We start from the raw sequence: 18933 nt of genomic DNA on the forward strand, positions 1-18933 counted from the left end.
CCACCCCTTCATCTTTCATCATAATAAGAATAAGGACTTGTCCTTTTTGCTGTAGTTTATTATACAATATTAAAAGTCGGAGCGGAACATGCGAAAACTTTGGCGGGTGCCCGACAAATACGGTTAATCGATATAACAACGAACAGGTAGGTACACAATATGGCGTTACATCTGCCTTCGCCGTTTCAGGCGAAGATGAAAACACTGCTCGGCACGAACTATGACAATTTTATGAAGTCCTACGAGCAATTACCGCATGCCGGTCTTCGAGTCAATACGCTGAAGATTTCGACGGATGCGTTCCGGGATCTCTCCCCGTTTGAGTTGGAACCCATTCCCTGGTGTCCGACCGGGTATTATACGCAGGAAGGCGAGCGCCCAGGTCGTCATCCGTATTACCACGCTGGTCTGTATTACATTCAGGAGCCGAGTGCAATGGCACCGGTGGAGTTGCTTGACGTTACACCTGGGGATTTGGTGCTCGATCTATGCGCTGCTCCCGGAGGGAAATCTACGCAAATCGCGGCCAAGCTTCAAGGCGAAGGACTGCTCGTGAGCAATGATCTCCACCCTGACCGAACCAAAGCGCTGGCTAAAAATCTGGAGATGTATGGGGTGCGAAACGCGGTCGTGCTAAACGATGATCCGGAACGGATCGCCGGAGCGTTCCCTGAATTTTTCACAAAAATTCTGATTGATGCCCCTTGCTCAGGCGAAGGCATGTTCCGCAAGGACGAATCCATGCTGAAATACTGGGATGAATCCTCTCCGCTGAAGTTTGCTGAGATGCAGCAGGAGATACTGGATGCAGCGGCCAGGATGCTCAGGCCCGGGGGACGAATGGTATATTCGACTTGCACGTTCTCACCAGAAGAGAATGAGGCGATGATCGCACGGTTTCTCTTGGATCACCGGGATTATGAAGTGCTGCCTATTGATCGTACACACGGCTTCTCTCCTGGAGAAACGGGCTGGCTGGCTGAACAGGAGGGGACAGATGCAGAGTTGCTGCAGCAGGTTGCCGGAACAGCAAGATTATGGCCGCACCGAGTGCGGGGCGAAGGCCACTTCATGGCCGTGCTACAGCGTAAAGGCGAACTTACGGTAACGGAAGATGAGATGAAGACGAGTCTGGAAATGGTTGCAGAGCCTGAAGCGACTAGACCAGGCAAGCGAGGACGCGCCGAACGTCCGGGTAAGGCGCAGCGCAGTGGTACAAAGCATACGCCTGCTGAAAGTGCTGCTCCTTCATTCCAGCCATTCTTAGAATTTATCGAAACCCATCTACAGGTCAAGCTATGCGGTTATTCGGTCATATACGGCAACCATATCTACGTGTCCCCGCTTCCAGAGAGCCGATTGAAGCAATTAAAGGTTGTTCGTCCAGGCTGGTATATGGGGCAGTTGAAGAATGGGCGCTTCGTACCTGGCCATCCGCTAGCCACCGCGCTGCACCCGCATGAGTGTGTGCGTTGCGTCAATCTGTCTTCTGAGGACGGGGAGGCCGTTCGTTATCTAAAAGGCGAAACCTTATCCATAACGGAGGAGCGCGTGCGGCGCGGAGGGGATGCAGAGCGTAAGGGCTATGTGTTAGTCTGTATAGATGGTTATTCCGCAGGCTGGGGTAAATGGCAGTCGGGAATGCTCAAGAATGAATATCCGGCGGGATGGAGGTGGACATCCGTATGAGTACGAAAGGAAGATCAACCCAGCGCTGGATAAGGTGCTGTCCAATCTCGGTTACGGCTCGCGTGCTGAACTGAAGAAGCTCGCTAAGGCGGGAATGATTGCCGTGAACGGGACCATAGTTAAAGACCCGGCGAAGCACGTGGACCCGTATCATGACAGAATCGAGTTCGATGGCGAGGTTATCCAGTATCGTGAATATGTGTATATTATGCTGCATAAACCACCGGGCGTCATCTCAGCGACAGAGGATCTGCGCGATCGAACCGTGCTGGATCTGTTGGAGCCAGCGTATCTAGTCTTCGAGCCGTTTCCCGTCGGCCGGCTCGATAAGGATACGGAGGGATTGCTGCTGTTGACCAATGACGGCAAACTCGCTCACGAGCTGTTGTCTCCACGTAAGCATGTACCGAAGACGTATCAGGCTGTCGTAGAAGGAAAGGTAGACGAGGCAGACCGGCTCGCATTTGCAGAGGGGGTCACTCTTGACGATGGCTATCACACCCTACCCGCTGAGCTTGTCATTAACTCGACCGAACACCGGGATGATGACGTTACGGTGTCGCGAATCACGCTGACGATCCATGAAGGGAAATTTCATCAGGTGAAGCGTATGTTCGAGGCGGTAGACAAGAAGGTCATCTATCTCAAGCGGATTAGCATGGGGGATCTGCAACTGGATGATCAGCTTGAACTAGGGGCCTATCGTGAGCTGACGCCAGAAGAGCTGGCTGTTATCGGAAGATCAACTTAGATATATCAAAAAGGATGGATGGAGAGTATATGACATACAGAATGGTGGCACTAGACGTTGACGGAACTTTATTGAATGACAATCATGAAATATCCGAGAGCACCCGAAATACGATCATGGAGACGGCCAAACGCGGGGTTGAGATTGTACTGTGCACCGGTCGTGGTCCCTTGAATTCGATTCCGTTCATGGAAAGCCTCGGACTTGGAGGTTATGTCATCAGTCATAACGGGGCAGCTACGGTCGAGGTGAAGACGCATAAGATTGTTCATCAATTCGGAATGGATCAAGCGGCGCTTAACCCGTTCATGGCCTATTGCCGTGAGCAAGGAATTCATTTCGATATCAATACGGCATTTGAGATGTATGTCGATAATGTGGAGGAGATGACTGGCCCAGTTCGCGTTATGTACGACAATTATCTGATGACTCCTGGCAATCTGCCGGCTTGGGAGGAACTTACGGAGCCGATCGTCAAATTCACGGCTTTTGGCGAAGCAGCGGTTATGGATGGTTTGTATACAGAATGGAGCAAATGGACGCTTCCTCTCAACATGCTGCGCAGCGGTGAGTTCTTCATCGATCTGATGCACATGGAAGCTTCTAAGGGCAATGCATTAAAGCAATTGGCAGAGAAGCGCGGTTATCGAGCGGATGAGGTGATGGCGATCGGCAATTACTTCAATGATATTACCATGCTTACCTATGCCGGCATGGGGATTGCCATGGATAATTCACCGGTGGAGGTCAAAGCTGCGGCCAATGCGGTAACCGCATCCAATAACGAAGACGGCGTTCATCAAGCGTTGACGAAATATTGTCTGTCCTAAAATCAAAAATGCGCTTCGCTTGGTTCCATTTTAGCAATCCATAAGAAACAACCCAAGATGAACTCTGCTAAAATGTAGTTAATGTATAATGTAGATATCTCTCATGAACAAAGGAGAACTGAAAATGAGAAGACTCGTTCTATTTCTGCACGCTTCGCTTGACGGTTATGTAGAAGGACCAAATGGTGAAATGGACATTGGCTGGGTTTCCTATGATGCTGATTTGGAGAAACATGCGAAAGAAATTCTGAGTACTGCCGACACTGTCATTTGGGGACGCGGGACTTATCAGATGATGCACAGTTACTGGCCGTCTGTGCCTTCGAACCCATCAGCTTCGCAGCATGAACTGGATCATGCCGAGTGGATCGAAAAGACAGCCAAAATCGTTTTTTCCACGACGCTGGAGACAGTCGAATGGAATAATTCCAGACTCGTGAAAGAAAATGTCGCGGAAGAGATCAATAACCTCAAACAGCAGCCAGGCAAGGATATGGTCATCCTCGGCAGTCCTAGGTTCGCACACCACCTTATGCAGCTTGATTTAATTGATGAGTATAAAATTACGGTTTCTCCCGTTCTGATCGGTAAGGGATTGCCGTTATTCCAAGGTCTCAAGGAGAAGATCAATCTTAAGCTAGTCGAAAACAAGACCTTTGATTCTGGAGCCATAGGTCTCGTTTACCAGACGGTAAGATGACCTTGTCACTTAAGGTGATTACGCTAACGGGAGACGATAGCTCAATTTTAACCGCCTTTTCACAAGGCGGTTTTTTTATGGTCACAAATCAACATTAGAATTTAATATAGCCTACTTTTTAACAGGATCGAGCATTATTTTGGATTACGCAGTCCTTTAGGAAAATGATTCTTTAGCTGTCCATTGCTAGCCTTGCCCCAACCCAGCGGCAAGCCGTCGGTCGTGACTAACGTCCAGCCGCGGTAATCGGCCGGAACGGATAGCACTTCGCCGCGAAGGTAGGCTAAGACCTCTTGCGAATCGGAGTCTACATCCCAAGAACGGGCAGTTTGATTAGGGTGTAAGGCCATGGCCAGCGCGTGGGCAGGCTCGACCCGATTTTTCTTCAGGTGGGCAAGATGCAGCCCTGCGCGCAGGATTTTGAGTCCCTTTAGCGCTTGATCCGTCCAGCTAATCTGATCGCTGGAAGGGAGCCAGTACAGTTCTTCACCGAACAGTCGCGGAGATCCCGGCCCAAGTTCGAAATCAGAGAGGTCCTGGCTTACCCATTCCTGGAACTCCGCCATGGCAGAGCGATCCACGCTTTGCTTGCTGTTGCGACCGGCTTTGCCGGCTGACGGTTGCGACACAGCAGGCTCTATGCGGCTGTCGATGGGAGCGGAAGCATCCTCCTGCTTTTTCAGTATGGCGACAAAGTGACCCTCACCCCGTTCGATATGCGGCCATAAACGCGTCGTTTCATGCAGGGACAGCTCTGGATAATGAGCGAGTATTCGTTCGATCAGCTCCTCGTTCTCCGCACGGTTAAACGTACAAGTGGAGTAAGCAAGAGTCCCCCCGGGCTTCAGCATCGTGACCGCCTCCTGAACGATATCCCACTGTCTGGCAGCGCACAGCTCTACGTGAGCGGGTGACCATTCGGCGATCGCTCCTCCATCCTTGCGAAACATACCCTCGCCGGAGCAGGGCGCATCCAGCATGATTCGGTCAAAACAGGCCGGGAAGCGGCGAGCAAGGTCATCTGGCGTGCTGCTCGTGACAATGGCATTCGTGATGCCCATTCGCTCCACATTCTCTGCGAGAATCCGTGCTCGCTCAGGATGGATTTCATTGGCGACAAGCAGTCCTTTCCCGAGGATCTTCGACGCGATATGACTTGTCTTGCCGCCAGGCGCAGCAGCTAGGTCAAGAATCGTCTCACCGGGTCTCGGGTCCAGCCATTCCACGGCGGACATTGCCGAGGGCTCTTGAATATAATATAGTCCGGCAGCATGGTAGGGATGCTTGCCGGGGCGTTTGTCTTCATCATAATAGTAGCCGGTGTCACACCAGGACACAGGGCTAAGCTGGAAATGCTCGATTAATCGCTGGACGCTTTCTGGTGCTTCCATCGTCTTCAGACGGTTCAACCGCAGTCCATGCGTGCGTGGGTCATCGTAACTGTCCCAGAAGTCGTAGGATTCGTCACCGAGCAGGTCGTTCATGCTGGTGACAAAACCAACAGGCAGTTGGTGTTTTACCATGATATATAGCTCCTTGTATAGAATAAGTTTCATAAGTTTATCATGCCGCTGAGTGGATAGTAAAGAAAGGCAGAGCAGACCAAGAAGCCGCCCACTCGTATGAGGGGCAGCTTCTTGGTTATCCTGTGATCTTCTACGCCGATCCCAAGGATGATCCTGGCGTAGTTCCAGCCGAAGCCGACTTGATTGAGCGATAATCCGATACCTTGTTCTTTCCGGTGGTCTTGGAGTGGTACATGGCTTTATCTGCCTGCTTCATCAATTCGTCACCGCGAATCCCCTTGCGCAGAATACTGTAGCCGACACTGACGGTTACAATGCTCTCTGCTGCGATTCTGGCGCGGATGTTCTCGGCAACTTGTGCCGGCTTGATCTTCTTGTCAACAACCAAACCGACGAGTTCTTCGCCTCCGTAGCGTCCGGCAATACCGATATCTTGAAGCTCTTCCTCTATGATCGCGGCGACTTGCTTCAGCACTTCATCGGCACGAGCGTGGCCCTGTGTATCGTTGAGCTTCTTGAAGTTGTCGATATCACAGAAGATCGCAGCGATCTTCAATTGTTGCGACGTGTAATGGTCCAGATACTTCATGAAATGCCTGCGATTGTATAGTCCGGTTAATCCGTCTGTAATCGCAGAGCGGTAGATCGATTGCATCAGTTCGACGATCCGCCTGAACAAGATGAAGAACACGAGGCTATAGAACGTTAATGGCAGCGCCTGGGCAAACCCCTGCATGCCTTGAGCGAGACCGCCTGTATATGTATGTATGGCTTCCAGTACGGCCCACAGGGTGTAGATGATCAGCACGGCTCCGTATTTAAGGGGTTGACCGATCCGCGGGAGAATTTTGGTGAAGCACAGGTAAAGCGTTCCCACCTGGAACATATCCCAATATAGACTTTGCCAACTCGGTTGAATCGTGAAGGGGAGGAAGGCCGGGAGTATGAGCGGCAGCACCAGCAGCACGGCTGACAGCAATGGAAGCCAGTAATGGAGGGTTTTGAGTTTGCGGTAAAGCATAAGGATCGAAATGTTCAACAGGACAAACGAGAATAAATGCATGATTCGCACGATATCCATTTCAAGCGAAAAGACGGATGTGCCGGTCAATGCTGAATGGATGTTCAGACCCTCGTATGTCATAATGAAGAAGAAAGCTGCCGCCATATAAAGATATGCATTCTTGCGCTGCTTGCTGTACATAAACAAGCACATGATCAGCATCATGAGGGCGATATACGCGCCACAGACGGCAAACAAGGTTGGCAGCGGCGAGTTCGACCCGGCGTATAATTCATAAGACAAATGGATTCACTCCTGAACAGGGATAGCTTTCCTTTGCACGAAACATATGTTCTAATATATCATATCGAAAAAGAATCTGAAAAGAGATTTAGAGAAAGGGGATCCCCATGAAACTTCTACAAGCCCTATTCTTCCCTCCGGAGCAGCCAGGTGGCGTCTCATCCATGATTCCTTATCTGCAGGAACGTTTTCATTCATCTCGCTGGGAAATGGAGATGTTCTGGCTGCCCAAGCGAATTCGTAACAAGGGACAGGAGGATCCGATCTTCCATACTTTTGATTACAAAGAGTTCGAAGGGAGCCCGATTGTTGCGAAGTATCTGCAAACCTATCGTGATTATTTGTGGTGGACCCGACTGCGGATTCAGAAGCCGTACGATTTGATTCATAGTCATCATCCGATCGCAGGCATGGCCATGAAAGCTGTGTTCCCCGACACTCCGTTGATTCAGACGGTTCACTCCAGTTATGAGCGCGAGCTGATTCTGAACGGAAGAGTGCAGGAAGGCGGGCTGGAGCATCGGTTTCTCGTCTCCTTGTATAAGGAACTGGAGTTCATCAGCGATCGGCTGCTGACGGTATCGAATTCCTTCAAGCAATATATGTCTGCGTACGTAGACACGCCCGAATCGATCGGCGTCATTCATAACGGATTTGATGATAAGCGGTTCAAGCCGATTCCGCACGAGAATGCCGTACCTCAGTTAATCACTGTTTGCCGGCTCGTACCGGCAAAGGGGCTGGATACGCTGCTCCAAGCCTGCGCGGAGTTGAAACGCAAAGGGTATGATTATGTCCTCCATATTATCGGCGACGGACCTTCGCGCCAGGAGCTGGAGGAGATGGCCAAGACGCTTGGCATTTATCAAGAGACTATTTTTTACGGATATACGCTGCATCCTGAGGAATTCATGCCATTCTTTGATATCTTTGTACTGCCCTCGAGGGCTGAGGCTTTCGGATCGGTATTTGCCGAAGCCGCGTTAAGCAGCCTGGCGCTTGTCGGGACCGATGTCGGGGGAATTGCCGAACAGATTGAGGACGGTGTAAACGGCCTCCTTGTGCCGCCGGAAGACCCGATGGCGCTGAGCATTGCGCTGGAGAAGGTTATAAGTGACCCGCTATATCGATATGAGCTTGCCAGAACGGCCTCGGATAAAGCGAAGAATCAATATTCGCTGTCTCGTTCTGTGAACGAGCTGAAGAAGATGTATTTGAAATTTCAACCTGAGACAGAAAGCTAGGGATTCGTTATGGGTTCTTTCCGATTCATACATGCGGCCGACCTGCATCTTGACAGCCCGTTTGTCGGGATCAGCGGCCTTACGGACAGCCTGCGCTTATATATTCAAGATTCAACCTTCAGGCGCTGGACCGTCTGGTTCAGCTTGCCTTGGAACAGCACGTCGATTTTGTTGTCATTAGCGGCGACGTATATGACAGCTCCAATATCTCACTTCGAGCCCAACTGAGGTTTATGGATTCGTTAAGAAGACTAGGTGAAAGCGGAATCGCTGTCTATGTCATCCACGGCAACCATGATCCGCTCGACAGTGTGAGACTTGCCGTGAAGCTGCCTGATCATGTCCATGTATTCGGCGGCGAACCTTCCAGTATAACCGCTGTTCGCCGCATTGACGGAGAAGCGGTCGCGGTTATTTCGGGGATGTCGTACCCGACATCCAAGGTGGTGGAGAACATTGCCGTGCATTATCCTGCTCCCACACCAGGCCTGTATCATATTGGCTTACTGCATGCGAATGTGGATGGTGATCCGCAGCACGAGACTTATGCGCCGTGCTCAAGGAATGAGCTGGTGAGCTACGGATATCATTATTGGGCACTTGGGCATGTTCATACTCGTCGTCTCGTGCACGAGGAGCCATTCATCGTATATCCCGGCAACATTCAGGGGCGCCACATCAGGGAACAGGGACCCAAGGGTTGTTATGTTGTTGATGTGGATGATGACCTGAACACGGAGCTTCTCTTCCATGAACTTGATTCAATGCGTTGGACCGAGGTGGTGGTTCCTGTTGACCATTGCACGGAAGTGGATGAATGGAGAATCGCTTTGGAGCAGCAGGTCGAGGCGATAAGTCAGGATAATCCGGAGATGCTCAGCGTGATACGAGTTAAGATTACCGGTCGCAGCTTGATTCATCATCAGCTCGAGGACGGCCATGTGCTGGATGATCTGCTGATGGAATTAAGAAGAAGAGAAGTGGCCAGAGGAGCAGCTGTTGGATTTCAAGGCTGTGTCTGGATCGAGAGCTTCTCACTTCAGTCCGGCACGGTGGTTGATATGGAAAAGCTTCTGGCGGAGGACAGTTTCACCGGTGATTTGCTGAGACTTGCCAGAATGGAGCGAGCACGGCTCATCGAGGCTGAAAATGTTGTGAAGTCGAGCCTTGCACCCTTGATGGAGCATGGAGAAATTCGTGACATCCTGCAAGAGTTGGAGCCTGATGAGCTTCTCGAGTGGTTGCGGCGAGCAGAGGAAATGACGCTCCGATTGCTGCTCGGGGAATCTTCGCAGAAAGAAGGTGCGGGGATATGAGGCTTGCGCAGATCCATATTCAAGGGTTTGGGGTTGTCCGGGATAAGAATTATGAGACGGATGCGCCCGTTGTGCTGTTCTACGGCCCGAATGAAGCCGGCAAGAGTACGGTGCTGTATTTCATTCGAGCGATGCTGTACGGCTTTCCGGCAAAAAACTCACCGGCCGAGCGTGGAGAGCCCGTTGATGAAGGTGTTCACGGCGGCGAGCTTCGATTGCGCGCCGAAGATGGAACGTTATGGGTCGTCCGCCGTTACAGCCGTTACAAGCACGCTGGGTCGGCATCGGCCAGAGGCGAACGCCTATCGATACATAAAGAAAATACACAAGGAAGCATGATTGAGCTTGGACAGCAGGAGCTGGAGGAGCATGCACTTGGGCAGGTATCCAAGGACTTGTTCCGCCAGTTGTTCGCGATCTCGCTTACGGAGCTGCAGGAAGTGCGCATCCTTCATTCCAGCGAAATGAGCGGTTATCTGCTTCACGCAGGAATCGGCGGCGGAGCTAACATACTGGCTGCTGAGCGCCAACTCTTGCAAGAGATGGACAAGCTCTATAAGCCACGCGGTAAGGTTCAGCATAGCGCAAAGCTGTTGCAATCCATTGAGCAGTTAAAGGCGCAGGTTCGCGAAAGACGGGGGGATCTGCCGCGCTACAATGAGATTGTGCAGACGATTAAAGAGTTGCAGGAACAGTTGGAACGGTTGGATACAGCACGAGCGAGCCAAGCGGAGGATTTGTCATTGCTGCGCAAGGCTATGGATATACGCCCCCAGTGGCTTAACTGGTGTGAGGCAAGGCTAGAACTGGATGATCTGCAGAATAGCGGTGTGTTCCCCCCCGATGGCATGGCCAGGTGGGAGAAGCTTCAGCAGGAAGGACGGCTTCTATCGACGCAATCCGCTCGTGTAGAGCGAGCACTTGACGAGGTCCGGAAGAAGCGTGAGGCGCTGCCAATTCAAGAGGTGCCAGCGTCTTACGATGTTGAGATTGAGGAGCTATGGAGCGGCCGGAATGTGTACGAGGCGGGGCAGCGCGAGCTTGCAGAACTGACGACGAAATACCAGGCGCAGGCTGCCAGGATAGAGCAACTGCTCCGTCATATTGATCCTTCCTGGAACGAGCAGAAACTGTTGGCGCTATCGACCTCAGGTTCAGAGCGCGGGGAAGTGCGCCGTTATGCCGCTGATTTTGGCGGGTATGACCGGCGGATGGAAGCGTTAATCCAAGAACATCGAGCGGCAGACCGGTCGACAGCTGGTGCCGAGTCCAATCTCCGGGAAGCGCAAAGACAGCTGCTTGAAGAACAGGAACGCGGGGAAGCGATCTATGACATGATCAAGCCAACATCGCCTAATGAGACGTCCAGGTTATGGAACCAACTGCAACTGGAAATGGAACGTTGGCGCGAACAAAGATGGTCCGGTCCTGTAAGCGAGACCCAGCCACGTCAATTGAGAAGCACACGAGCACCAGGGCTATATAGTCGGCTGTTGATTGGGATGGCGGTCATCACGACATTGCTCATAGCGGTGCTGTCATGGCTTGGTGCAGCAGAAGCGGCAATAGGGTCTGGTCTGATCATGCTGCTTGGCATGGGCTATGTGTTTATGACGGGTCGACGTGAGGCTCATGCATCCGGGGATGTAGTGTATGTTGCAGCCACTGCTGATGATCAGGAGATCGAAGAAGCGATGCGCTTGTATGCGAGTCTGATCTCGAGTCCTTACGCTGCTGCGGGAACCGGCCTTGGCAGTCGTAAGGAGAAGGGGGGATTGAAGCCTGACCCTCTCTTGCTGGAAGGACAGATGCGCGAGTTGCGTTCGCTCATGGAAGGCTGGCAGTCTTGGCGGCAGCGCATCGAGCGCTTGTCCTCGGAATGTAAGTCCGTGGAGGAGAAGGTAAGGCTGCAGGTGGCTGAGTTGCAGCGTGTTCAGCATGCGATACAGCATGAAGAGCAGCGGTTCCACGAGCTGGAACGGAGATGGGAGACCTGGCTGAAGGAGCGGGACTTGCCGATGAATCTGTCACCAGATACACTCCTGGATATTTTTGCGGAAGCAGAGCAAGGGCAGGAATGGATCAGGCAGCAGCGTGCACTACGCTTGAAAATCGATGAATTGCTGAATCAGACGGAGTCCTACACGACTCGGAGCAACGCCCTCTTGAGAACGAGTGACAGGTTGAATGGAGGCATGATCCATGCCCGGTTTGGCAGTGCAATTGACCGATCTATGATTGCTGATTGCGTCGAAACCGTTAGCGCAGGTGCTGTCATCGCTGAGCTAAGACAGCTATATACGCGCTGGCAGGAATATAAGGAAGCTTTGAGGGAGAGGGACATGCTTGACGAACGGATGCAAGAACTTCATGAAGAGCAGATGGCGCTCCGTTCGGAGCAGGCTATGCTGAAGGAAAGTGAAGCGAACTTGCTTCAGTTAGCTCAAGCGGCAGACGAGGAAGGTTTTATGCGAATCGGTGCAGAAGCTCAGCGGCGAGATGAATTGAATCGGAACGTGCGTCATCTTGAGATCTCCATGTTCAGCGGCTGTGACGAGCAGCGCAAAGACGAGTTGTTGCAACTCCTTCAGGTAACGGATGCTGAAGGATTGAGCAATCAGCTTGCAGAGCGCGAGCAGGAAGCGGCATCGATGGCTGCAATGCGTGATGAATGGCAGGAGCGCCGGGGGCGCTTGCTCCAGGAACAGGAGTCTCTTGCCGCAGCGGACAAGGGGAAAGTGGTTATACAGCAGCTGGAAGAACAGCGTTCGGCGCTTAAGGAACAGGTAGCTCAGTATGCTGTGCGATCGATTGCAGTGCAGTTGATCCAGCGCACGCGCCGAATGTATGAGGAGGAGAAGCAGCCACACGTATTGAAGCTGGCTTCCCGTTACTTCTCAGTACTGACCGGAGGTACGTATCACCGTATCTTGATGCGGATGGGTGATCAGACGCTGCTGGTTGAACGAGCGGCAGATAAACAGCAGACGGAAAGCAGTCGGTTAAGCCGAGGGACTGCAGAGCAGCTCTACCTGGCGATGCGGCTCGGTCTCATTCAATCGATGCCGCACGCCGCTGGTATGCCACTTATTTTGGATGATCTGTTCGTGAATTTCGATGGTGAGCGTCTTAACCAGGCGCTTGCGCTGATCACCGAACTGTCTCAATCGCGCCAGATCATGCTGATGACCTGTCACAAACACGTTGCTGAACAAGTTCAGCTGCAAGTGGATAACGTGAAACTCATTGTGATGTAGTTGTAGCCCGGGCGTTTATTTGCCTCTGATTTCGGCTGTGCCGAACAGCGTAAGTCGAAGCACCCATAACAGGCATAACCCGCCGAATATGGGATACAGCAAGGACAGCAAGGAACTGAATCCGAATTGACTGAAGACGTAACAGAAGACCATGATACCAAGCGTGATGACCTTCGGTGAAAGGGAAGTACGCTGCTGTACCTGCAGCGTAATGCCGTAGATGTTAGCAACAAACGTGCTGAAAATCTCTAAAAAAATCAAGATGAGATAGATCATTTGAACCATCCAGCCAAGCTGCACAGCTATGCTGCCCATTGGGATCTCGAATTGAGCAATCCCGGGCATTTGCGCAGACATGGCGAAATGAGCTGCCATTAACATAAACCCTACGCCTGCGCCGCCAAGAATGCCACCCCATTTGACGGCGCGGGCACTTTGCGTCTGGCTGCCGAGCGGGACCAGGACGGGCATCGCCATTACCAGATTGAAGGCCGTATAAAGTAATGGGGCAAGCCAGACAGTAGGTAAACTATGGTCGGTCGTCATCGTGATGAATCGCGTTGCTTCCGGTGCACGGAAGGTCTGGGTAACGATGGCTACGGATAGAGTCAGCATCATCGGCACGACCAGGCTATTCATGGTCATGATGGACTGGATGCCTTTGCGAAGGATGAAGAACGTACCGATCATCGTGATCAATAAACCTGTCTGATAACTCATATTCAGATGTTCAACAAAGACGGAGCCTGCTCCCGCAAGCATAATGCTATTGACCCCAAGCAGAATGATAAACATAAACAGACTGATCCAGCTTCCAGAAGTATGGCCGAATAAATAGCGATTGAGATCCTCAAAGGATTTCGCTCCAATTCGTCTGGATATGGTCATGATCTTGGTGCCGAGCCAGATGAACAATCCGGTTGAGAATAAAATCGTGAGTGTAGCCCACTGCCCATATTGGGTAAAGAATTGAAGAATCTCCCGCCCGGTAGCAAATCCCGCACCGACAACGGTTCCGATATATGTAAAGGCGATTTGAAAAACTCGGATATATTTGCGCAAGCGAAGCGGCCTCCTCAAGATCATATAATGTCTGCCATAGTACAAGGTATGCCGTGGCAAGATCGGACATGACTCCGACTCGTCCTAAATCGTGTCAGGGTGAGGATGAGACAAGAGGAATTCAACAATTGAAATCAGGTCTATATCCGTGCTTCGTTGTCAATGTCAACAATTATGACGGGAACCGTACATGATAATGGTCGATTGTACGGTTTTTACTTGCCGTGCATGGAGGAATATGTTACTTTTACGTCATAGGAATGGTAGGAGGTCATTTAGATGGAATGGTTGAAGGAGCGGATAGTTAAAGAAGGCGTCGTGTTGTCGGATCAGGTGCTGAAGTTGGATGCCCTGCTCACGCATCAGGTAGACCCGGCTTTAATTATGGAGATGGGGCGTGAGTTTGCGACCAGATTTAAGGACAGGGGTGTGACGAAGGTCATTACACTGGAGTCTTCCGGGATTTCGGTTGCATTCGCGGTGGCACTGGAGCTCGGAGTGCCCATGGTATTCGCTCGTCGTAAGAAAACGCTGCTGGCCGATCCGGATGCACTGTGCGAGCGGGTTCCTTCATTTACGAAAGGAATCGTAACGGACATCATGGTGTCCAAGCAGTTTTTAGGTGAGAACGACCGGGTTCTGTTTATAGATGACATTATCGCCAACGGTGATGCGGCAAGAGGATTGATCAAGATTATCGAGCGGGCTGGAGCTGATCTGGTCGGACTGGGTGTTGTCATTGAAAAAAGCTTCCAGGCCGGAGCGCGGACGCTGCGCGAACAAGATATTCTGGTCGAGTCATTAGTCACGATCTCCTCATTGGAAGACGGGGGAGTTTCGTTTAGTTAAATTTTAGATCGCGGAGCAGAAATAGTGCCGAGCCCCAATTCGCTGTAGGTCTTAAGGTGCAAGCTTTTGAGGAATAGTCGAGGGGACGGATCTATGGAAAAATACAGTTGATTTTATCCGGATTTCCGCCTAAAATCACAACAAAATCTTTTCGCCTCCGCGATTTTCGCTTATAATAAAGAGGTAGCATTAGAGAGGAGGCAGCACGATGGGGAAACAACCTGTAACCGAGCCGTTTTTGATTGAGAAGCTGAACCAAGCGAAGGTACATTTTGAACGTGCTTTGGATTGTAAACATACGGAGTTTGATGATCTATATCCCTATATGATTGAACATCCTCAGTTCTTCTGGTACAAACGTTATGTTGCCTGGTCAGAACTGCTGACGATTGCTGGTCTTTGCGAGGAGGTTTCTTTCGAATGGAAGGAACAGTTTACAACTCAGCAAGTGGAATATATTGAAAAGCGTGTCATGTCATCTACCGTTCTGGACTACTGGTACGAGAAGAATGACAGCATTGAGCCAGCACAGCGCTAACTTGGGTTTATAGATTCATCTGCACTTCCAGATGATGTTTATCGATAAGCATTCAAAAGAACCTAAATGAGATGATCATCATTTAGGTTCTTTTTTTGCAGGATGGAAAGAGAGACAAAGGAGGCTGCATATGATCAGCGACGATAGATTAAATGAATTACGATTATCCGGAGAGCTCGTGCGCGTCGTGCGAGACGGCATGGAGAGCAACGATATCATCGGTTTTGTTGTAGCCTGGGATGCGGAGCAGGTGATCATTCGCCGTAGAAATCGGCGCGTAGTCAAGCTGGACCGCCGATACAGTTATCAGTTGAAGAAGGAACCACGCGTAAGTCCTGTGGAGGATTAGGCATAGATCCGAAGACGGTCGGACATCTTAAGCGGGTATGGAATCCGTGCAGAAGAGGTGGCTTGAGATGGAACTCTCCCATGACAAAATTGCAGCATACAAGAACGAAATCCTGAACCTGAAGCATACGATGCCCAAGATGGCAGAAGCTTATCATGAGTTTACGGGTGCATGCTTTCGCGACGGAGAACTGGATGAGAAGACAAAGCAATTGATCGCGCTTGGCATCGGCCTGTTCGCTAATAATGAGCTGTGCACCTTCTATCATATGGATGAGGCGCGTGCCAAGGGGGCCACGGATGCTGAGATTATGGAGCAGTAGCCGTAGCTTCAGCAGCAAGTGCTGGACATGCCTTGTCTCAGGGACTGACACGCGTTCAGCATAACCTGCAGTGACATATGTAATCGCAACCGTCACACCCGCTGTTCCATGAAGTGGCAGCTGGGGACGGTTGTTTTTGTTATGATATGACGGATCATCTCATGGAGCGGCAGCGGCAGGGTGTAATGGGTGGACGTTCTCGGCTTCAGAAGAGGAGAGGCCCAGATAGGCGCGCATACGATCCATCATTTCCTCCCGGAACGAGGGCCAGAGGATGTTCATGGAACCAAGGTAGCCCCTGCAGGCAAATTTAGCTTGGATTCCGTCGTTGTCTTGCTCGACATCATACACCTTGATTGCTCTGCGCGTAAATTCTTGCTTAACCTCACGAAGCAGAATGGCGGCGCGCTTGGCACCATTAGCCACAACCTCTACGTACAATTGAGGCGTCTTGAAGACGCCGCTCTCTTGAATAATACGGCAATCCCGCTCGAATACCTTATGAATAAACATCAGCAGCAGATAACTCTTGATGAGTGCACGTTCTTCTGTAGTAACAGCTGGTATAGCCATCATCTTCACCGCCTTTATATAGAAAATGATTACATAATAAGAACTTATGTTCTTATTTTAACCGAAATACAGGATTATAATCAAGGAGAAAAAAATGGTTGACTCCAAATGTGTGGCGTGATACTATGTATCTTGTCGCCGCAATAAGAGCTGTTCTTGAAGCGGACGATCTAAATACGCGGTCGTGGCGGAATTGGCAGACGCGCACGGTTCAGGTCCGTGTGGGCTAACCCCCGTGGAGGTTCGAGTCCTCTCGACCGCATTCATACTCATCAATGATAGGCTTTTGTTCCACATTTTATGTGGGACAGAAGCCTTTTTTTGTTAGCCGGATTACTCCGGCCCCCGTTCATGAAATACCATCATTAGATAACTTATGAAGGGTTTATAAAGATTCGGGGAGAGCTCGAGCCTTCCCTTAGAATAGAGACAGAGAGAGAGGGAGCCAGCGATGAAGCATGAAGCAAACGTATTGTTGGTAGAGGATGACAAGGAAATTGCAAGAATTGTATGTGACCATCTTCGAAGCGAGGGTTACGGGGTCACATGGGCATCCACGGGCAGAGAAGGCTGGGAGGATTATAAGCTGTCACCTTATGATATCGTGCTGGTGGATCTTATGCTGCCAGAAGTGGACGGATTCACGCTCTGCCGCAGCATTCGCAAGGAATCGGATGTGCCGATCCTGATCCTGAGTGCCAGGCTAGAGGATGAAAGCAAGATCCGTGGGCTTGATCTCGGTGCCGATGATTATGTGACCAAGCCATTCAGTCTGGAGGAGCTAAGCGCCAGGATAGCTTCTCATCTGAGGCGGTACCTCCGCTATCAGAATCAGCAAGATACGGACCGAGATATCCATTATGCCCATGGGCTTCGTATTGATTTTTTATCGAAGAGAGTCCGTCTCCATGAAGAACTGCTGCAACTGACTGCCAAGGAATGGGATCTGCTGTGCCTGATGGCTAACAATCCATTCGAAATCTTCTCCAAATCAGCGTTGTATGAGCACGTTTGGCAGCAGCCAGAGGATGGGAACGGCAACAACACGGTTACGGTGCATATCAAAAGCTTGCGGGCCAAGTTACAGGATGACACTCGCTCATCTACCTTTATCCAGACGGTCTGGGGAGTGGGGTACCGTTTTATAGGAGAGGTACTATGAGGATTCGGAATTGGCTGATGATCAGCTACCTCATCGTCATGCTGCTTCCGCTGGTTGCCCTCTATCTGCTGTATGTCAGCGTTAGTAACTATGACCAGAAGCGCGACCTGCTCGAATACATGGAAGTGACCATGACGGTTGATGCCATGGAGCCAGTACTTGAAAATCCGACATACTACAGAATCCAGCCCCGGCAACACTATGAGGACATCGATAAGCTGACGGATGAGACGATGAAGATCAAGCTTTATCGGTTCGACGGGGTCCTTCTCTACTCTTCGATTCAGGAGCCGGTGGCAAGCAGGCTTACGAAGCTCAATCAGGAACAGCTGTATCAAGACGTGAACCAGATTCAGAAAAACTTGAGCACTTACACGGTCAAAAGGCCTGTGCTGCATCAAGGAGGCCAACTAACCGGCTTTTATGAAGTGACGATCAACCGGGAGGAGTGGCTGCAAGGGATCAAGGAGCGGACCGTATGGATCGGCGGGGGACTGATGGTCTTCATCGTTATTGTATTCCTTGCGGTGATCTATCTGCTCAACCGGAAGCTGAACCGGCCGTTGTTGACGCTGCAGCGTCAGATGACCGCATTTGCTGAGGGCGAGATTATTCCTGGCACACGTCCGGCCAGAGATGAGATCGGTGAGCTACAGACTCATTTTTATACGATGAAAGAGAAGATCAAGAAGTCTCAAGAAGAGATTGTCCAACAGCAGAAAGAGAAGGAATTCATCCTGGCCGCACTGTCCCATGACTTGAAAACGCCGTTGACGGTGATCCAGGCATATTCAGAAGGACTTATGAGCGATCGGCCGCTTACAGATCAGGAGAGCAGAGAGTACAAGGCGATTTTGGTGGAAAAATTGGCCTATATGAAGCAATTAATCGATGATCTGGCGATCTATGCCTCGTTGCAAGCTTCCCATGACCAAACCGGGATCGTAGAGGTGGATGGAGAGGAGTTCTTCGAGATGCTCTTATCCGGTTACGAGAAGCCTTGCATGAAGAAAGGAATCCAGCTCCGCATTGATCAAAGGGCTTTCGGCACCTATCATGTCAATGTGAAGCAGATGATCCGGGTTCTCGACAATTTGGTGGCCAATGCCATTCGTCATACGGATGAGGGCGACATGATCTTATTGGCGGCGCTCTCGCAGGATCAGCCCCTGCCAGAGGAGATTTTCCCGCCCATTCGTGAAGCACTGGAGGCATGGCGTAACGGCGGCACGGTCATGATCATTCAGAATGAAGGAACGAATATACCAGAACAGATGCTGGAGAGGATGCTGCTTCCTTTTGTCCAGGGGGAAGAATCCAGAGGCAGTGGAAGCTCAGGGCTTGGACTAAGCATAGCCAAGATGCTGATGGAGAGACATGAAGGACACATCCGGCTCTGGTCGGAAGAAGGTTGCGGCACCATAGCAGCGTGCTGGATTAAAGAAAGGTAGGCGAAATT

General features: G+C 50.9%; 15 protein-coding genes, 1 tRNA gene and 2 pseudogenes. 14 read left to right on the forward strand and 4 right to left on the reverse strand.

The genetic code is table 11. The features are described from left to right. Window positions 1–159 precede the first annotated feature (159 nt). The 4 genes and pseudogenes from JCM10914_RS17935 to JCM10914_RS17950 all read left to right on the forward strand — a co-directional run bounded on the left by JCM10914_RS17935 (window position 160) and on the right by JCM10914_RS17950 (window position 3970). The gene (locus JCM10914_RS17935) at window positions 160–1689 is read left to right on the forward strand and encodes an RsmB/NOP family class I SAM-dependent RNA methyltransferase (protein WP_023963509.1); all 1530 of its coding nucleotides are present in this window, start codon (window positions 160–162) and stop codon (window positions 1687–1689) included. Then, window positions 1686–2440: pseudogene (locus JCM10914_RS17940) on the forward strand (pseudouridine synthase). Before JCM10914_RS17935 ends, JCM10914_RS17940 begins: the two are co-directional and overlap by 4 nt. A 29-nt stretch (window positions 2441–2469) precedes the next feature. After that, a complete protein-coding gene (locus JCM10914_RS17945) occupies window positions 2470–3270 on the forward strand; it encodes a Cof-type HAD-IIB family hydrolase (protein ID WP_023963511.1) in 801 nt (266 codons plus the stop codon). Between the two features lie 124 nt (window positions 3271–3394). Further along, the gene (locus tag JCM10914_RS17950; protein WP_023963512.1) at window positions 3395–3970 is read left to right on the forward strand and encodes a dihydrofolate reductase family protein; all 576 of its coding nucleotides are present in this window, start codon (window positions 3395–3397) and stop codon (window positions 3968–3970) included. A 134-nt stretch (window positions 3971–4104) separates the two neighbouring features. Here JCM10914_RS17950 and JCM10914_RS17955 read toward each other — a convergent pair whose 3' ends face one another. Together JCM10914_RS17955 and JCM10914_RS17960 are read right to left on the reverse strand one after the other, a co-directional pair. Further along, window positions 4105–5493: an RsmF rRNA methyltransferase first C-terminal domain-containing protein gene (locus tag JCM10914_RS17955; protein ID WP_023963513.1), complete on the reverse strand. Its 1389-nt coding sequence runs from the start codon at window positions 5491–5493 to the stop codon at window positions 4105–4107. Between the two features lie 133 nt (window positions 5494–5626). Further along, window positions 5627–6802: a GGDEF domain-containing protein gene (locus tag JCM10914_RS17960; protein ID WP_023963514.1), complete on the reverse strand. Its 1176-nt coding sequence runs from the start codon at window positions 6800–6802 to the stop codon at window positions 5627–5629. Window positions 6803–6909: 107 nt separating this feature from the next. On the opposite strand from JCM10914_RS17960, the gene JCM10914_RS17965 reads away from it, so the two are divergent. The 3 genes from JCM10914_RS17965 to JCM10914_RS17975 all read left to right on the forward strand — a co-directional run bounded on the left by JCM10914_RS17965 (window position 6910) and on the right by JCM10914_RS17975 (window position 12619). Beyond that, on the forward strand, window positions 6910–8046 hold the full coding sequence (locus JCM10914_RS17965; protein ID WP_036718833.1) for a glycosyltransferase family 4 protein: 1137 nt from the start codon (window positions 6910–6912) through the stop codon (window positions 8044–8046). Between the two features lie 149 nt (window positions 8047–8195). After that, window positions 8196–9362 carry a DNA repair exonuclease gene (locus JCM10914_RS17970; protein WP_231638697.1) on the forward strand — a complete coding sequence of 389 codons (1167 nt, stop codon included), beginning with the start codon at window positions 8196–8198 and terminating at the stop codon, window positions 9360–9362. Then, window positions 9359–12619 (forward strand): AAA family ATPase, encoded by a 3261-nt coding sequence (locus JCM10914_RS17975; protein WP_023963518.1) that lies wholly within the window; start codon window positions 9359–9361, stop codon window positions 12617–12619. The genes JCM10914_RS17970 and JCM10914_RS17975 overlap by 4 nt, the downstream gene beginning before the upstream one ends. 15 nt (window positions 12620–12634) lie before the next feature. On the opposite strand, the gene JCM10914_RS17980 is transcribed toward JCM10914_RS17975, so the two are convergent. After that, window positions 12635–13681 carry a hypothetical protein gene (locus JCM10914_RS17980; protein WP_023963519.1) on the reverse strand — a complete coding sequence of 349 codons (1047 nt, stop codon included), beginning with the start codon at window positions 13679–13681 and terminating at the stop codon, window positions 12635–12637. Between the two features lie 279 nt (window positions 13682–13960). Between JCM10914_RS17980 and JCM10914_RS17985 the strand changes: the two genes are divergently transcribed. From JCM10914_RS17985 to JCM10914_RS18000, 4 genes and pseudogenes are all read left to right on the forward strand, one after another. Then, the gene (locus JCM10914_RS17985) at window positions 13961–14530 is read left to right on the forward strand and encodes a xanthine phosphoribosyltransferase (RefSeq protein ID WP_023963520.1); all 570 of its coding nucleotides are present in this window, start codon (window positions 13961–13963) and stop codon (window positions 14528–14530) included. A 208-nt stretch (window positions 14531–14738) separates the two neighbouring features. Beyond that, entirely contained in the window at window positions 14739–15068 is a 330-nt protein-coding gene (locus tag JCM10914_RS17990; protein ID WP_023963521.1) for a hypothetical protein, read from the forward strand. A gap of 130 nt (window positions 15069–15198) precedes the next feature. Next, window positions 15199–15417, forward strand: coding sequence for a hypothetical protein (locus JCM10914_RS17995; RefSeq protein ID WP_023963522.1), 219 nt, complete (start codon window positions 15199–15201; stop codon window positions 15415–15417). 67 nt (window positions 15418–15484) lie between these two features. After that, window positions 15485–15813 (forward strand): annotated as a pseudogene (locus JCM10914_RS18000) (carboxymuconolactone decarboxylase family protein). A gap of 85 nt (window positions 15814–15898) precedes the next feature. Here the strand turns inward: JCM10914_RS18000 and JCM10914_RS18005 are convergent. Continuing rightward, window positions 15899–16312: a hypothetical protein gene (locus tag JCM10914_RS18005; protein WP_036718836.1), complete on the reverse strand. Its 414-nt coding sequence runs from the start codon at window positions 16310–16312 to the stop codon at window positions 15899–15901. 178 nt (window positions 16313–16490) lie between these two features. Between JCM10914_RS18005 and JCM10914_RS18010 the strand changes: the two genes are divergently transcribed. The 3 genes from JCM10914_RS18010 to JCM10914_RS18020 all read left to right on the forward strand — a co-directional run bounded on the left by JCM10914_RS18010 (window position 16491) and on the right by JCM10914_RS18020 (window position 18925). Then, window positions 16491–16574: transfer RNA gene (locus JCM10914_RS18010), tRNA-Leu, on the forward strand. Between the two features lie 189 nt (window positions 16575–16763). Further along, window positions 16764–17474, forward strand: coding sequence for a response regulator transcription factor (locus JCM10914_RS18015; protein ID WP_023963525.1), 711 nt, complete (start codon window positions 16764–16766; stop codon window positions 17472–17474). Further along, window positions 17471–18925 (forward strand): HAMP domain-containing sensor histidine kinase, encoded by a 1455-nt coding sequence (locus tag JCM10914_RS18020; RefSeq protein ID WP_023963526.1) that lies wholly within the window; start codon window positions 17471–17473, stop codon window positions 18923–18925. Before JCM10914_RS18015 ends, JCM10914_RS18020 begins: the two co-directional genes overlap by 4 nt. The last annotated feature ends 8 nt before the right edge of the window (window positions 18926–18933 follow it).

Source organism: Paenibacillus sp. JCM 10914, from assembly GCF_001315105.1.
Lineage (GTDB): Bacteria > Bacillota > Bacilli > Paenibacillales > Paenibacillaceae > Paenibacillus_AQ.

Excerpts from the sequence above, each read along its gene's own strand:
- JCM10914_RS17985 (WP_023963520.1), top strand. The coding sequence starts at position 13,961 with ATGGAATGGTTGAAGGAGCGGATAGTTAAAGAAGGCGTCGTGTTGTCG.
- JCM10914_RS18015 (WP_023963525.1), top strand. The coding sequence starts at position 16,764 with ATGAAGCATGAAGCAAACGTATTGTTGGTAGAGGATGACAAGGAAATT.
- JCM10914_RS18005 (WP_036718836.1), bottom strand. The coding sequence starts at position 16,312 with ATGGCTATACCAGCTGTTACTACAGAAGAACGTGCACTCATCAAGAGT.
- JCM10914_RS18020 (WP_023963526.1), top strand. The coding sequence starts at position 17,471 with ATGAGGATTCGGAATTGGCTGATGATCAGCTACCTCATCGTCATGCTG.
- JCM10914_RS17995 (WP_023963522.1), top strand. The coding sequence starts at position 15,199 with ATGATCAGCGACGATAGATTAAATGAATTACGATTATCCGGAGAGCTC.
- JCM10914_RS17975 (WP_023963518.1), top strand. The coding sequence starts at position 9,359 with ATGAGGCTTGCGCAGATCCATATTCAAGGGTTTGGGGTTGTCCGGGAT.
- JCM10914_RS17935 (WP_023963509.1), top strand. The coding sequence starts at position 160 with ATGGCGTTACATCTGCCTTCGCCGTTTCAGGCGAAGATGAAAACACTG.
- JCM10914_RS17950 (WP_023963512.1), top strand. The coding sequence starts at position 3,395 with ATGAGAAGACTCGTTCTATTTCTGCACGCTTCGCTTGACGGTTATGTA.
- JCM10914_RS17990 (WP_023963521.1), top strand. The coding sequence starts at position 14,739 with ATGGGGAAACAACCTGTAACCGAGCCGTTTTTGATTGAGAAGCTGAAC.
- JCM10914_RS17955 (WP_023963513.1), bottom strand. The coding sequence starts at position 5,493 with ATGGTAAAACACCAACTGCCTGTTGGTTTTGTCACCAGCATGAACGAC.
- JCM10914_RS17965 (WP_036718833.1), top strand. The coding sequence starts at position 6,910 with ATGAAACTTCTACAAGCCCTATTCTTCCCTCCGGAGCAGCCAGGTGGC.
- JCM10914_RS17945 (WP_023963511.1), top strand. The coding sequence starts at position 2,470 with ATGACATACAGAATGGTGGCACTAGACGTTGACGGAACTTTATTGAAT.